General features: G+C 63.7%; 13 protein-coding genes. 5 read left to right on the forward strand and 8 right to left on the reverse strand.

All coding sequences use genetic code 11. The annotated features are described in order from the left end of the window. Window positions 1-123 precede the first annotated feature (123 nt). Window positions 124-384 carry a DUF2790 domain-containing protein gene (locus tag IM733_RS05000; protein WP_248919815.1) on the reverse strand — a complete coding sequence of 87 codons (261 nt, stop codon included), beginning with the start codon at window positions 382-384 and terminating at the stop codon, window positions 124-126. A gap of 114 nt (window positions 385-498) precedes the next feature. Here IM733_RS05000 and IM733_RS05005 point away from each other — a divergent pair, with 114 nt between their 5' ends. Further along, complete coding sequence (locus tag IM733_RS05005) at window positions 499-1,431, forward strand: LysR family transcriptional regulator (RefSeq protein ID WP_248919816.1); 933 nt, start codon at window positions 499-501, stop codon at window positions 1,429-1,431. A gap of 21 nt (window positions 1,432-1,452) precedes the next feature. Here IM733_RS05005 and IM733_RS05010 read toward each other — a convergent pair whose 3' ends face one another. The 5 genes from IM733_RS05010 to IM733_RS05030 form a co-directional block, all read right to left on the reverse strand. Beyond that, window positions 1,453-2,796 carry an OprD family porin gene (locus tag IM733_RS05010; RefSeq protein WP_248919817.1) on the reverse strand — a complete coding sequence of 448 codons (1,344 nt, stop codon included), beginning with the start codon at window positions 2,794-2,796 and terminating at the stop codon, window positions 1,453-1,455. A 16-nt stretch (window positions 2,797-2,812) separates the two neighbouring features. Continuing rightward, a complete protein-coding gene (locus tag IM733_RS05015) occupies window positions 2,813-3,973 on the reverse strand; it encodes a DUF1624 domain-containing protein (protein ID WP_248919818.1) in 1,161 nt (386 codons plus the stop codon). Between the two features lie 195 nt (window positions 3,974-4,168). After that, window positions 4,169-4,378, reverse strand: coding sequence for a type VI secretion system tube protein TssD (gene tssD / locus IM733_RS05020; RefSeq protein ID WP_349292547.1), 210 nt, complete (start codon window positions 4,376-4,378; stop codon window positions 4,169-4,171). Window positions 4,379-4,600: 222 nt separating this feature from the next. Beyond that, window positions 4,601-4,804, reverse strand: a complete 204-nt coding sequence (locus tag IM733_RS05025; protein ID WP_248919819.1) for a hypothetical protein — start codon at window positions 4,802-4,804, stop codon at window positions 4,601-4,603. Between the two features lie 114 nt (window positions 4,805-4,918). After that, window positions 4,919-6,343, reverse strand: coding sequence for a PLP-dependent aminotransferase family protein (locus IM733_RS05030; RefSeq protein ID WP_248919820.1), 1,425 nt, complete (start codon window positions 6,341-6,343; stop codon window positions 4,919-4,921). 432 nt (window positions 6,344-6,775) lie between these two features. Between IM733_RS05030 and IM733_RS05035 the strand changes: the two genes are divergently transcribed. Continuing rightward, window positions 6,776-8,185: an amino acid permease gene (locus IM733_RS05035; RefSeq protein ID WP_044488010.1), complete on the forward strand. Its 1,410-nt coding sequence runs from the start codon at window positions 6,776-6,778 to the stop codon at window positions 8,183-8,185. Window positions 8,186-8,296: 111 nt separating this feature from the next. Then, window positions 8,297-9,073 (forward strand): trans-aconitate 2-methyltransferase, encoded by a 777-nt coding sequence (gene tam, locus IM733_RS05040; protein ID WP_248919821.1) that lies wholly within the window; start codon window positions 8,297-8,299, stop codon window positions 9,071-9,073. On the opposite strand, the gene IM733_RS05045 is transcribed toward tam, so the two are convergent. Further along, window positions 9,050-9,424, reverse strand: a complete 375-nt coding sequence (locus IM733_RS05045) for a DUF2784 domain-containing protein (RefSeq protein ID WP_248919822.1) — start codon at window positions 9,422-9,424, stop codon at window positions 9,050-9,052. The two genes, tam and IM733_RS05045, sit on opposite strands and share 24 nt — an antisense overlap. 1,099 nt (window positions 9,425-10,523) lie before the next feature. Continuing rightward, window positions 10,524-11,393 (reverse strand): LysR substrate-binding domain-containing protein, encoded by an 870-nt coding sequence (locus tag IM733_RS05050; protein ID WP_248919823.1) that lies wholly within the window; start codon window positions 11,391-11,393, stop codon window positions 10,524-10,526. A gap of 264 nt (window positions 11,394-11,657) precedes the next feature. On the opposite strand from IM733_RS05050, the gene IM733_RS05055 reads away from it, so the two are divergent. Continuing rightward, window positions 11,658-12,974: an MFS transporter gene (locus IM733_RS05055; RefSeq protein WP_248919824.1), complete on the forward strand. Its 1,317-nt coding sequence runs from the start codon at window positions 11,658-11,660 to the stop codon at window positions 12,972-12,974. Window positions 12,975-12,988: 14 nt separating this feature from the next. Continuing rightward, the gene (locus IM733_RS05060; protein ID WP_248919825.1) at window positions 12,989-14,380 is read left to right on the forward strand and encodes an FAD-dependent oxidoreductase; all 1,392 of its coding nucleotides are present in this window, start codon (window positions 12,989-12,991) and stop codon (window positions 14,378-14,380) included. The last annotated feature ends 2 nt before the right edge of the window (window positions 14,381-14,382 follow it).

Raw genomic sequence — 14,382 nt, forward strand, 5'->3', positions numbered from 1 at the left:
ATCGTGTTCATGGTCCAGGACGTTCTTGTTGTTGTCCTGAACGATCATGCGGCGGCGGGCGAGGGGGGCAAATGCACTTTCAGCAAGATGGCTGGTATTTTTCCCTCGCCGTCCGGGCGTGCCTTACAGTTGCGAGCAGTTGCCCATCTGGCGGTAGTCGATTTCGCGGGTCTGGCCTTGGTGGTCGACGTAGACCATGTGCGCGGTACTCACCTGGCAATCCTCGGCATTGCTGGCCGGCGTGATGGAGATGACCTTGGCGATGTCCAGCGGCATGCCGTATTCGTATGGGGTGGCTTTGGCCTGGCTGTCGGAAGCGGCGGCGAAGGCGCCGAATGAGGCGAGGGTGGCGGTCAGGGCGACCAGTGCGATCGAGCGTTTCATGACAGGTTCCTCTGTTTCGGGATGTGCCTATGATTCATTCATTTACGTTTCACAATAAATGGCCTATCCCGTGATAGATTCCTGCCTTTCATGTATGAATGAGAGCGACGCCCCATGGATATGCTGCACGCGATGCGCACCTTCGCCCGGGTAGTGGAGTGCGGCAGTTTTGCCGCGGCGGCCAATGCGCTGGATATATCGGCGGCGCAAGTGTCACGGATCGTCGCGGAGCTCGAGAACCAGTTGCAGACCCGCCTGCTGCACCGCACCACCCGCAGGCTGCGCATGAGCGAGGCGGGGGAGCGCTTTCTCGAGCGTTCGCGGCAGATCATGCTGCTGACCGAGGAAGCCATGGACGAGGCACGCGGTGCCCACCTCACGCCGCGTGGTCATTTGCGCTTCCATTGCACCCATGGTCTGGGCCTGTTGATGATGCCGCTGGTGGCCCGCTACAACGCCGCCAACCCCGAAGTGGTGATGGAGTTGACGCTCTCCCAGCGCAACCCCGACCCGTTGGCCGAAGGCCACGACGTGGTGATCACTATCGGCCAGGGGTTACCGGACTCGCAACTGATCGCCATCCCCTTGGGCAGCATCCACAGCATTCTCTGTGCCTCGCCCGACTACCTGGCGCGCCACGGTGTGCCCAAGCGTCCAGAGGACCTGCACAAACACGTTTGCCTGCGCACGGTCGACCCCTTGTTCGAGGAGGACTGGTCGTTCGAGCAGGCACAGGACAACTGTGTGATCGTGCCGCAGGACACCTTCCTCACCAATGTCGCGGATGCGATGCTCAAGGCCACCGAGCTGGGCATGGGGGTGGGGCTGCTGCCGTACTATTCGGCCAGCCAGGCGATGGAAGAGGGACGCCTGTGCCGTTTGCTGGCGCCTCACCGGCTGCGCCAGCGCGAAATCTATGCGATCTACCCGTCGCGGCACTACCTGGACGCCAAGGTGCGTACCTGGCTGGACTTTCTCAAGGAGCAGTTGCCGGTGTTGTTCCAGGCGCACCAGCAAGTGGCGGATGAGCCACGCTATTGGCGGTAGGGCAGCCTGTAGGCGCAGGCTTTACCAGATGCCGGTCAGCGGATATTCCACCGCCAACCTGATCTGGTCCGCATCCAGCTCCGCCTGGGCCACATTCCCGCGGTGCACGTTGTGCCTCAGTGAAATCGCCAGGCCCTTGGCTGTGCCACCCTGCACCACGTAGCGTGCCTCCAGGTCCCGCTCCCAATGCTTGCCACCCTCGCCATAGCCCAGGTACGCATATCCACCGGTACGGTCGACATGGCTGCCATCGATGTCGAACCCGCGCACATACAGCGCCGTCAGGCTCAGCCCGGGCACGCCATAGGCGCTCAGGTTCAGGTCGTAGCGCGCCTGCCATGACTTCTCGTTGGGGGCATTGAAGTCGGACAGCTGTACCGCGTTGCCAAGGAAGATCGCCCCGCGGGTGACGTAGTCGAATGGCGTGTTGCCATCCACCTGCTGCCAGCCCAGGCTGAAGGTTTGCGGGCCTTGAACATAGCGGGACACCAAGCTCCAGGTGGTGTTGTCAATGCTTCCTGATAACGCCTTGCCGGTGTTGGTGGTGCGATACAGGTTCAGGTCGAGGCTGACGCTGCGCTGGTCATCGATGGCATGGCTGAGCGTGCTGCCCAGGTAATGCTGGCGCCAGGTGTCCTCGTAGCGCGAGGTGAAGAGGCTGGCGCTGACGGTGTTGATCGGACTCCACACCGCCCCGGCCAGGTCGAACGCACTGCCCTGGCGGCCATTGGAGTAATTGACCACGAAGCCCTGGTCGTGGCTCGAGGCATTGCGGTCGGTACTTTCGTTGAAGTGCCCGGCGACCAGCTTGAGCCGGTCGACCTCGTTGCTGGTGAGCAACCAGCCGGTGGCGGTCTCCGGCAACAGGCGGCTGTCGGAGGAACTGAACACCGGCGTTTTCACGCGCTGTTCGCCATACGCCAGCACTGTGTTCGACATCCTCAACTTGACCGCGCCGCCTCCACGGCTATACGTGCTTTTGGGGTGGCCCTGATTGTCGACCCCTAGCAGGCGCGCCTTGCCCGCGCGGCCACCGCCGCTGTCGAGCTGCACGCCCTGGTGGGCATGGGCGTCGAACCCGACACCGACCAGGCCCTGGGTGAAGCCGGAGCTGAACGAGCCCATCAAGCCGTAGGCCCATTCCTCGGCCTTGCGGTTGCGTTCGGCACGTGGCTTGTAGGCGTTGCGCGCGCCGCTGTTACGGCCACCGTGGCGGTAGTCGCGTTGGTCGAAGACGCTGCGGTTGAGCAGGCTCCAGGTGCTGTCTTCGAGCAGGCCCTTGGTTTGCGACTGGGTGGAGTCGGCCAGGGCCAGGGGGCTGAGCCCGAGCATGGGCAGGGCGATGGCGAAGCGGCGTAGCGGCATGGTCAAGCCTCCAGGGTCAAAGGTACTTGAGCCAGGCGATATCGCGACGGCGTGCCTTGAGACGAGCGAACCCCCGCACCGGCAGATAAAGCGCCACCGCCAGCAGCACGGCACCCAGCCACACCGCGCCAATGCCGTCGAAGCCGAAGTAGGCCCCCTGGTTCAGGCCAAACAGGGCGACACCGGCCAGGTACAGCAGCTTCAGCACGTACAGGTGCAGCAGGTAGAAAAACATCGGGGCGGCGCCGAACACGGCCAGCACGCCGATCCAGCGCGCGCTGCCGGCGCGCTCGAAGCCGCGCAGCAACAGCAGGCCGACACCCAGGGTCAGGGCCAGGAACAGCAGCGACGGCGGGTACTTGGTGATGTTGAAAAAACTCATCAGGGTCTGGGTGGCGTCCGGGAAATCGCGCCAAGGTGTTTCGCCGTAGCCATTGAGCAGGCGCAGCGCGACGAAGCCGAGCAGGGCTCCGGCGGCGGCCACCAGCAAATGCCGCTGACGGTCGGCGGCGTTGCTGGCCCGGGCAAACCAAGGCCCCAGGCCGTAGCCCAGGGCGATCACCCCGATCCACGGCAGCACTGGGTAGGACGTGCGCAGGCGCAAGTGTTCGCCGACTTCCAGCCAACCCCGGTCATGCAGGATCGCCCACGGTACATGCAGCGGTGATGCGACATCGAAGTGCAGGCCATCGAGCAGGTTGTGCCCGCCGATGATCGCCACGCCAACCAGTACCAGCGCTGGCCGTGGCAGCCACACCAGCAGCGACAGTGCGATCATGCTCAGGCCGATGGCCCAGATCACCTGCAGGTAGATCACGCTCGGTGGCAGCTGGAAGGTCCAGGCGAAGTTGACCAGGGTGAACTCCAGCACCACCAGGAACAACCCACGCTTGAACAGGAAGGTGGCGACATCGCCACGCCCCTGGTGCTTTTCGCCGTAGAGCCAGGCGGACAAGCCGGTGAGCAGCACGAACACTGGCGCGCACAGGTGCGCCAGCGTACGGCTGGCGAACAAACCGGGCTCGGTGGCGTCGATGCTCATCGGGTCGCTGACCTGGCGGTGCAGGTAGAAGGTTTCCCGCACGTGGTCCAGCAGCATAAACAGGATCACCAGACCGCGCAGGGCATCGATGCTCTGCAGGCGCTGGGAGAGGAGGGTGGGTGGGGCGCTAGTCATCGAGGAGGGTTCGCTGAAGGATGAGAATGAATGCCAAATGAAATGTTATTTTATATCTTTTTTGGCATCTGGATAGAGGTAGGAGCCGGCTTTGCCGGCGAAAGGGCCGTCTCCGGCGACCACTATTCCAACTTCTGGCGCAATGCCTCGATAAACGCCCCTTCCGCCCGGCTCATGCGCTGGTTCCGTTCCACATCAGGTGAATTGCTTGGTGATCACCACGGGCTGATGCACAGCACGTTGGTTGGTATCAGGGGTGGCAATAGCGTGATTGAAGGACAGCACCGTTATTTCGTCCTGGTGCACGAGCTGGCATTTGTTGCCAATGGATGGCTGGGTATTGCACCCCGCCGAAATCAACCCCTGTCGATTGCCTTTGATACTCATGTAGCCATTGAACGCCATGGTCTGCTCTCCCTGTAGACAAGGGATGCAGCCTAGGAAAACGAGAACAGGTTGTATGCCAGACGCTTCCCAAATATCCGCCGGGCGCGGAACGCTCTGTTTATTGCACCTAAGTGCTACTGGCGGTTAGCCATCGCACCAGCGTGCTAGGTGTACTTGATGTATGGGGTTTTCCTTGATTGTCAGAGCAAGGGGGCGCTATGCGCCCCACAGCGACGAGCGCTACTTGGCCCACCACTGGGCACCGCCCTTCGGCCAACTGATGCCATCGTACTTCAGACGCACGAAGGGGTCGTTTGCCCAATTCATGCCAATGTCATAGAAGGCATCGCCACCCGAGACGTGTTCCAGATCGGCTTCGCTCAGCACCTGAGGGGTGCTGTTGGCAGTGGTCTTTTCCGTTTGCGCAGTGTTGAACCGGAACATGGAGTTTCTCCTTGATTGTCAGCGCGCCATGCTCCTGCACAGCGCAGTGACAATCTAGGCGGGCACCTGCCCTGGCCTCAATAGCACGGGTGGGCTAGGTCAGAACGGCTAGTGTCACAGCGCCCCGCGGCGCACGTGCTTGACCAACACCTTCTCCAGCAACTCCCACATCGCAGGGTCGGTGCTGAACGCCACATTGAAGCGCATCCACCCGGTGGCCTTGGCATCGACCATGAACAGCTGCCCGGGCCCGAGCATGATGCCTTTCTCCAGCGCGTCATCCAGCAACGCCGCGCTGTCTGGAATCGCTGGGTGGCGGGTCCAGATATACATCCCCTCGTCCGACTCGATGAACAGCTCGAAGCCCAGCCGGTGCAGGTGCCGGCCCACCTCCTGGTGCGCCTCGGCCAGGCGCTGGCGCAGGCGCTTGAGGTGCTTGCGCCAGCGGCCATCGATGATCGCGGCGTACACCACCCGCTCCATCACCTGCGAGGTGGTCAGGCCCGAGCGCATCTTCAGGTGCAGCAGTTGCTGCGTAAGTTCAGGGTTGGCCAGCAGGTAGCCGACCCGCACGTTGGGCGAGATGCTTTTCGAATAGCTGCCGACGTAGACCACCTGCTGCAAGTGGTCCAGGCTCGCCAGGCATGGCAGCGGGTCGGCGATCATATCGGCGTAGAGGTTGTTCTCCACCAGGCGCAAACCGTGCTGGCTGGCCAGTTGCAGCAAGCGGTGCAACTGCGCCAGCGGGGTGCGCGAGCAGGTCGGGCTGTGCAGGTGCGGCTGGGTGAAGAACGCGGTGGGGCGGTGGTGCGCCAGCAGGCGTTCGAGGTGGTCCAGATCGTAGCCGGCCGGGGTGCGTGGCACGCCGATCAGGGTGGCGCCCTGGGTGCGCAGGATGCTCATCAGGTTGGGGTAGCCGGGGTCGTCCACCAGCACCACATCGCCCGGTCGCACCAGGGTGCGCACGGCCAGGTCCAGGGCCTGGCTGGCGCCGTGAGTGAGCATCAGCTGCGCCGGGTTGGCGACGATCGACAGTTCCTGCTGCAGGTTCTGCGCGGTCAGCGCGCGCAACTCCGGCAGGCCCATGGGGTCGCCGTAGCCGGAAAGTTCCAGCGGGCTGCCGGCCACCTGGCGCAGGCCGCGACGCAGGCCTTCCTCGTACATCCAGTCGTTGGGCAGCCAGCCGCAACCCGGCTTGAACGGCAATTGGCGGATCTCGAAGATCTGTTGCAGGTACCACTCGGAATTGAAGGTGGGACGGGTGGTGTCGGCCTCGACGTTGTGCTTGTCCAGCAGCTCGTTCGCCGCACGATTGACGAAGAAGCCTGCATTGCCCTTGCTTACCAGCAACCCCTGGGCCACCAGCCGGTCGTAGGCCTCGACCACGGTGAAGGTGCTCACCGAGTAAGTGGAGGCGAAGGCCCGGATCGAGGGTACCTTCGCGCCAGGCTTGAGGGTCTGGTCGTCGATCAGCGCGCGCAACCCATCGATGATCTGGTTGACCAGCGGGGTGGAGGAGTCCGGATGGAGCTGGAGCATTCGGGTGCCTTCAGGTGTGCGGGACGCCAGGCGCCGGCAGGGGTATCGCGGGTGTATTGGATCGGCGGCCTGTACAGTGCAGTGCGTTTTTCATGCCGCTGTGCATGGCTCAATGTGTTCGACATTTTTACATTACGTGTCAGATATAGCCAACACAGCACGTATCAGCGCCATGAATAATCACAACATCGCTGCTTTGCCGTCGGGGTCCGCCCCACACCTTCTTCCCGCGTGGCCGGACACCCAGCGTCCGTCCCCCGCATGGTTCAGTTCGTCCAGAGGGTTGCCTCTGGCCGCGTAAGCAGGCCGCCACGGATGGCCTGCGTGTGCACCGCACACCTCCCTGCCCGCACTGATGTACAGGTGAGACCGATAGCCATCGGGGTTTCACAGTTTTTCCTTGGATAAAAAGAAGCACGGGGTATTTAACTGATGGAAGCTACATCCACATCCACCACCGCGAAGGACGGGCACGAGAGCAAGCTCAGTGCCTCGCTGAAGTCGCGCCACCTGACGATGATGTCCATCGCCGGGGTGATCGGCGGCGCCTTGTTCGTCGGTTCCGGCAGCGTGATCCACAGCGCCGGCCCGGCCGCCGTCCTGGCGTATCTGGCCGGCGGCATCCTGGTGGTGCTGATCATGCGCATGCTGGGCGAGATGGCGACGTCCTCGCCGGATACCGGTTCGTTCTCCACCTACGCCGACCGCGCCATCGGCCGCTGGGCCGGCTTCACCATTGGCTGGCTGTACTGGTGGTACTGGGTGATCCTGATGGCCTGGGAGGCCTATGTCGCCGGCAAGATCCTGCATGGCTTCTTCCCTGATGTCAGCGTCAATGTGTTCGTGCTGGCCACCACGCTGCTGCTGATCACGGTGAACTTCTTCAACGTCAAGCACTATGGCGAGTTCGAATTCTGGTTCGCGCTGATCAAGGTGGTGGCGATCGTCTGCTTCCTGGTGGTGTGCACCGCCGCGGTGATGAACGTCTGGCAGTTCGGTGAAGTGCGCGGCATCAGCCACCTGACCGCCGAAGGCTTCATGCCCAACGGCATCACCACGGTGATCGGCGCGCTGCTGGGGGTGATGTTCGCCTTCCTGGGCGCCGAGATCGTCACCATCGCCGCCTCCGAGGCCAAGGACCCGGCCACCCAGATCGTCAAGGCCACCAACTCGGTGGTGTGGCGTGTGTGCCTGTTCTACGTGGGCTCGATCTTCCTGATCGTCTGCCTGGTACCGTGGAACGACCCGCAACTGGGCGTCTCCGGTTATGGCGCTTACCGCCGCACTCTTGAGCTGCTGGGGGTGCCGTATGCTGAGCTGCTGATGAATTTCGTGGTACTGACCTCGGTGAGCAGTTGCCTGATTTCCGGCCACTACACCGCTTCGCGCATGCTGTTCTCCCTAGCCCAGCGTGGCGACGCGCCACGTCTGTTCAAGTTCACCCGCACCGGCACCGGTGTACCGGTGAACGCGATCATTGGTTCATGCCTGGTGGCGGTGTTCTGCGCGCTGATCAACTTCAGCGACACCCTGCGCCCGAAGGATGTGCTGGAAACCCTGATGAACACCACTGGCATGATCGCCCTGCTGGTGTACCTGGTGATCGCCTTCTCGCAGCTGCGCATGCGCCGCAAGCTGATCGCCGAGGGCAAGGAAGTGCGCCTGAAGATGTGGTTGTTCCCGTGGCTGACCTACCTGGTGATCGTGTTCATCGTGGCCGCCCTGGTGACCATGGCGTTCATGCCTGACTACCAGATTCTGGTGATTTCCACGGGTATTGCCGCAGCCATCGTGGTGGCCATGGGCGTGGTGCACCAGATCCGTAGCGCCAAGCGTCACTAAGTATCAGGCGTTGCTTGCAACGGCCGGCGCTCTTCGGGGACCGGCCGTTTTCGTTCGTTGCCGGGCGACTTGGCTTATGCTGCACGCATCTGCCATCGAAGGAGCCCGACCATGGCCTGGTCCGCCACCCAATACTCACGCTTCGAAGATGAGCGCACCCGCGCCGTGCGTGACCTGCTCGCCGCGGTGCCGCCACGCCCGGTGCGCCATGCCACCGACCTGGGCTGCGGCCCGGGCAACTCCACCGAAGTGCTGCTGCAGCGCCACCCGGACGCCCAGGTGACCGCGCTGGACAGCGACCCGGACATGATCGACAAAGCCCGGCAACGCCCGCGCCTGGGTGTGCCGAGGGTGCGCTGTGAGGTTGCCGATATCGCCAATTGGGTCGCCCAGGAGCCGCAGGACCTGATCCTCGCCAACGCTTCGCTGCAGTGGGTGCCGGAGCATGGCAGCCTCTACCCGCACCTGGTGCGGCAGTTGAGCGAAGGGGCCAGCCTGGCCGTGCAGACGCCCGACAACCTCGACGAACCCGCCCACCGCCAGTTGCGCGAGATTGCCAGCCGTGGACCATGGGCCGACAAGTTCGCCGACTTCAGCCTGCCGCCCCGGCATGGCGCGGCTTTCTATTACGATCTGCTCAGCCCGTTGTGCGCGCGGGTGGACGTGTGGCGCACCACCTATCACCACCCATTGATGGGCGGCGCCGAGGCAGTCGTCGAGTGGTTCAAGGGTTCGGCGCTGCGGCCGTACCTGGCGAGGTTGGATGAGCAGGAGCAGGCGGACTTCCTGCAGCTGTATCTGCAGGCCATGCAGCATGACTATCCGCCGGCCACCGATGGCAAGGTGCTGTTGCCGTTCCCGCGGTTATTCGTGGTGGCGACGCGCTAGGCGCCAGAGCACATAACCGTAGATGCCAAGGTTGAGTAGCAGGACGAGGGTGCCGAGCCATAGTTGGATCTGCGGGGTCAGGCCGACTGGGTAGATGACTGGCCAGATGTAGTGTTCGACGAATCCCCCGGGGTAACCGCTGTCGCCGGCAGCGGCACGCAGGCGGTTCTCCCAGGCGGTGAGCGGGCACTCCAGGTGCAGGCCTTCCACCGCCAGGCCCCAGGCGAGGGCGGGCAGGTGGATGAGCAGGGCACGGCGGTGCTTGAGCGCCAGCAGACCGCCGAACAGGACCAGCAGGATGAAAGACAGGTGGAACAGGACCAGGGTGTCGGCGGCTAGGCGGTAGAGCATGGGTGGGGCCTTGGGGTAATCGGGTATGTGTGGGGTGGATTGTGTTTAAGATCCTGCGATCCTGCGATCCTGCGATCCTGAGTCGTTAGTTGTTGGTTGGTTTTTGTGTTTGTGGGCATATCCATTTGCTTTGTAGACGCTGATTCACCTTTCCGCCCTTACGGCGGCCTACTTTGGTCTTGGCCAAAGTAGGCAAAGCCGCTCGCTCCATCATACGGCCCCTACGCTGCGCTCCGGGGTCCCTTCGCTCCGGCGCCTTCCGGGCCCGCGCGGCCTACGACTTGCTGCGCAAGTCTACATCTCGCGCCTTCGGCTAACGCCGAAGGGTGCTGCGCACCTGGCCCTCCAGACGCCTGCGCTCAGCCTCCTGAAGTCGCGAAGTTACGGGCGGCGCCTGGGCAGGCGCAGCTGTCGCTAGTTGACTGTTCTTGGCCTTGAGTGCGTATTCGCCGGCAAAGCCGGCTCCTACAGGACGGTGCACATTCCATTGTAGGAGCCGGCTTTGCCGGCGAACCAAGGGTACAAACAATACATCCATCACAGCATTACAACGCCATTATTGTTTCTGCTCTTTGCTCTTTGCTCTTTGCTCTTTGCTCTTTGCTCTTTGCTCTTTGCTCTTTGCTCTTTGCTCTTTGCTCTTTGCTCTTTGCTCTTTGCTTCTGCGAGCGCGTAGCGCCTCGCCCGGCTTTTGATCTTGATGCGCGATAGTCCAGACGCCGCCTATTGCGACTTCAGGAGGCCGAGTGGAGTTCTTGCGTAGTGGGGCGACGGCCATGGATGGCCGTCGAGCGCTGCGGCCCAGGATGGGCCGTTCAGCGCGGTACCCACGGGAGCAAGAACGGAGCGAGGGGACCCCGGAGCGAAGCGCAGGGGCCGGATGATGGAGCAAGCGGCTTTGCCTACTTTGGCCAAGACCAAAGTAGGCCGCCGTAAGGGCGGAAAGGTGAATCAGCGTCACTATCGCCAATGGATATGCTCACAAACCTCCAAACCCATACTCTGAAATCCGAATCCGAATCCGAATCCGAATCCGAATCCGAATCCGAATCCGAATCCGAATCCGAATCCGAATCCGAAGCCGAAGCCGAAGCCAAAATCAAAGCCCCTCCCGCACCATCTCCAGAAACGTAGCCACCACCCGCCGCGTCCGTTGCTCGCTCAGGCACACCAGCGTCTCAGTCAGATGCCGCTGGCAATCGACAATCGGCAAGGCACAGACCCGGGCATCGGCCCCGAACTCCGCCGCCGACACTACCCCCACGCCAATCCCCACCACCACGGCCTCGCGCGCCGCTTCCCGGCCTTCCACCTGGATCGCCGGGCGAATGCGCAACCCGGCCCGCTGCATTTCCTCTTCCAGCGTCTGCCGCGTCACCGACCCCGGCTCGCGCAGCACCAGCGGCGTGTCGTCCAGATCCGCCAGGCTGATCTCGCCACGGCTGGCCCACGGATGCTGATGCGAAACGAACGCCACCATCGGGTCCCGCCGCATCGGCACGCAGTACAGGCGCTCGTCATCGACATCACGCCCCAACAGGGCAAGGTCGGCCTGGTAGCTGAACAGCCGGGCCAGCGACGCGTCGGTGTTGCCGGTCTCGATCTTCACCTGGATGCCCGGGTAACGCTGGCAGAAGCGCGCAATCTGCGGCAGCACGTGCACCGGGGCATCCACTGCCAGCACCAGGCTGCCGGTGTGCAGGGCGCGGGAGTCCTGCAGCAGTTCAACGGCCTCCGCCTCGCAGGCGAACAGGCGCTGGGTCACCCCCAGCAGGCGCTCGCCCAGGTCGGTCAGTTGCACCGAGCGCTTGTTGCGATGGAACAGCAGCACCCCAAAGCGCTCCTCCAGTTTGCGCACCTGGTCGGACACCGCCGGCTGGGTGAGGAACAGCCGTTCGGCCGCACGGGTGAAGCTGCCCTGTTCGGCGACGGCGTGAAAAGCCTTGAGTTGAGCGTGGGAGACCGACATCGAGCACTCCTGTTAAAAGCTGGACTTATAAGTGAAATACGATAAATCGATTTTATTTATCAGTCTGCACCTGTTTCCATATCTTTCAACCCCGGACAGACCGCCACAAGCGGCCTTCAAGGGCCATGGCCTCGCCCAGGTCGCGCCAGACCGCCGAGCCATCTGACCAGGTGACGTCCCTCCGTCACGCAGTGCGCAACACAACAACAAGACAGGCGTTTCTTCACATTCTGCCGGCACACTCAAGCAAGAGGTCAGATCCACATGAATCATTCACTTGGCGCCATCAAGCGGTGGCGCATGCAGATCTTCGCGATCACCTGGCTGGCTTACGCCGCCTTCTACTTCACCCGCAAGGCCTTCTCGGTGGCCAAGCTCGGCATCGCTGAAGACCCGACGTTCATGCTCGACAAGGCCGCCATGGCCAACCTCGATGCGATCTACCTGGCTGCCTATGCCGTGGGCCAGTTCACTTGGGGCATGCTCGCCGATCGCTTCGGGCCACGGGTGGTGGTGCTGGGTGGCTTGTTGATCTCGGCCATCGCCGCCGTGGTGATGGGCAGCTACGCGACCTTCCCAATCTTCGCCACCTGCATGCTGATACAAGGCCTGGCGCAGTCCACCGGTTGGGCGGGGTTGTGCAAGAACATCGGCAGTTTTTTCCCCGCCTTGCAGCGCGGGCGGGTACTTGGGCTGTGGAGCTCGTGCTACGCCTTCGGTGGCTTGGTCGCCTCGCCGTTCGCCGGCTGGTGGGCCTACACCCTGGTCGGCACCTGGCACGCGGCGTTCTTCTCCAGCGCCGCGGTGGTGGCCGGCGTGGCCGTGCTGTTCTTTATCTTCCAGCGCAACAAGCCTGAAGATGTCGGCTTGCCGGCGGTGGAGCCGGAGCCCCAGAGCATGGCCCCGGGCACGCACCTGTGCAGCGTCTGGGCGCCCTTGCGCGAGATCCTGCGCAACCGCACGGTGCTCACCCTGGGGCTTGCCTACTTCATGTTGAAGCCCGCGCGCTACGCCATCCTGCTCTGGGGGCCGGTGATCGTCTTCGAGCAGATGCCGTCGGTGGGCAAGGTGGGCGCGGCGATCATCCCCACCGCCTTCGAGCTGGCCGGGCTGCTCGGGCCGATCATCATCGGCCTGGCATCGGACAAGTTGTTCGGTGCCAGGCGCATGCCAGCCTGTGTGATCAGCCTGGTGCTGCTGACCGTGACCCTGGCGGGCTTCATGGCGGCGATGCACAGCGGCAGCGTGGCGCTGGTGGTGGCCTTGCTGTTCGTGATGGGCCTGACCCTGTACGGCCCGGACTCGATGATCAGCGGTGCCGCGGCCATCGACTTCGGCACTGCCAAGGCCGGCGCTACGGCGGCAGGTTTCGTCAACGGTTGCGGCTCGGTGGGCGCGGTGCTTGGCGGCTTGCTGCCGGGGTACTTCGACAGCGTCACGGTGTTCATGATCTTCGCCGGCACCGCGCTGTTCTCCGCCCTGGTGCTGCTGCCGCACTGGAACAGCCGCCCGGCGACCGCCCCACAAGCCAGCGATGTGGCACCCAACACCGGCATGGCGATCAAGCCACTGCGTACCTAGAGGAAAGCGAGTAGATGAGACCCTTCTGGCTGCAACAGGCCCTGGATCAGGAAGACGAAGCGTTGTGCCCGCCGCTGCAAGGCGATGCCCGCTGCGACGTGTGCATCGTCGGGGGGGGCTACACCGGGCTGTGGACGGCCCTGATGCTCAAGGAACAGGCGCCGCAGCTCGATGTGCTGCTGGTCGAGGCGGACATCTGCGGCGCCGGGGCCAGTGGCCGCAACGGTGGCTGCGCGCTGTCCTGGTCGGCCAAGTACTTCACCTTGGAGCGCCTGTTCGGGGTGGCGGAGGCGATACGCCTGGTGCGTGAGTCGGAACGCAGCATCGAAGCCATCGGCGCGTTTTGCCGCGCCAATGGCATCCACTGCGACTACCGCATGGACGGTACCTTGTACACCGCCACCAATCAGGCCCAGGTTGGCGGCACCGATGCGGTGATCGCCGCGTTGGAGCAGAAGGGGATCAATTCCTTCCAGCGCTTGCCGTTGGAGCAGGTGCAACGGTTGGCCGGCTCCGGCCGCCACCTCGAAGGCTGGTACTCACCGGCCGCGGCCACGGTGCAACCCGGGCGGCTGGTGCGTGGTCTGCGCCGGGTCGCCCTGCAGCGTGGCGTGCGCATTCATGAGGGCACCGCGATGACCGGGCTGGAACATGGCGCCCCGGTACAGGTTCGCACCCGGGCTGGGACCATTCGTGCCGACCGCGTGGTGCTTGGCCTCAATGCCTGGATGGCACGGGCCTTCCCGCAGTTCGAGCGCAGCGTGGCGATTGTCTCCAGCGACATGGTGGTCACCGAGCCATGCCCGGAGCTGCTGCGTCAGATCGGCCTTGACAGCGGGGTCAGCGTGCTCGACTCGCGGATCTTCGTGCATTACTACCACAACACCTCCGATGGCCGGCTGATGCTTGGCAAAGGGGGCAACACCTTCGCCTATGGCGGGCGCATGTTGCCGGTGTTCGACCAGCCATCACCGTATCGGCCATTGCTGCACGAAAGCCTGGCGGATTTCTTCCCGGCGTTGGCCGACGTGCCCTTGGCAGCCAGCTGGAACGGCCCTTCGGATCGCTCGGTGACCGGCCTGCCGTTCTTCGGTCGGCTCGACGGGCAGGGCAACGTGTTCTATGGCTTTGGTTACTCCGGTAGCGGTGTCGGGCCGTGCCACATGGGGGGGCAGATCCTGGCGTCGCTGACGCTGGGCCAGGACAATGACTGGACCCGCTCGCCGCTGGTCAAGGGGCCGCTGGGGCAGTTCCCGCCGGAACCGATCCGCTACCTGGGGTCATTGATGGTGCGCAACGCCATCCGGCGCAAGGAGCGGGCCGAGGACCACGGCGTGCGACCGCGCCGGCTGGATGTGCGGCTGGCGCGGTTCGCGGCGGCGGCGGGCAAGGCGGACAAGGGCTGAGC

The organism is Pseudomonas entomophila (genome assembly GCF_023277925.1).
GTDB classification, from domain to species: Bacteria; Pseudomonadota; Gammaproteobacteria; order Pseudomonadales; family Pseudomonadaceae; genus Aquipseudomonas; species Aquipseudomonas entomophila_D.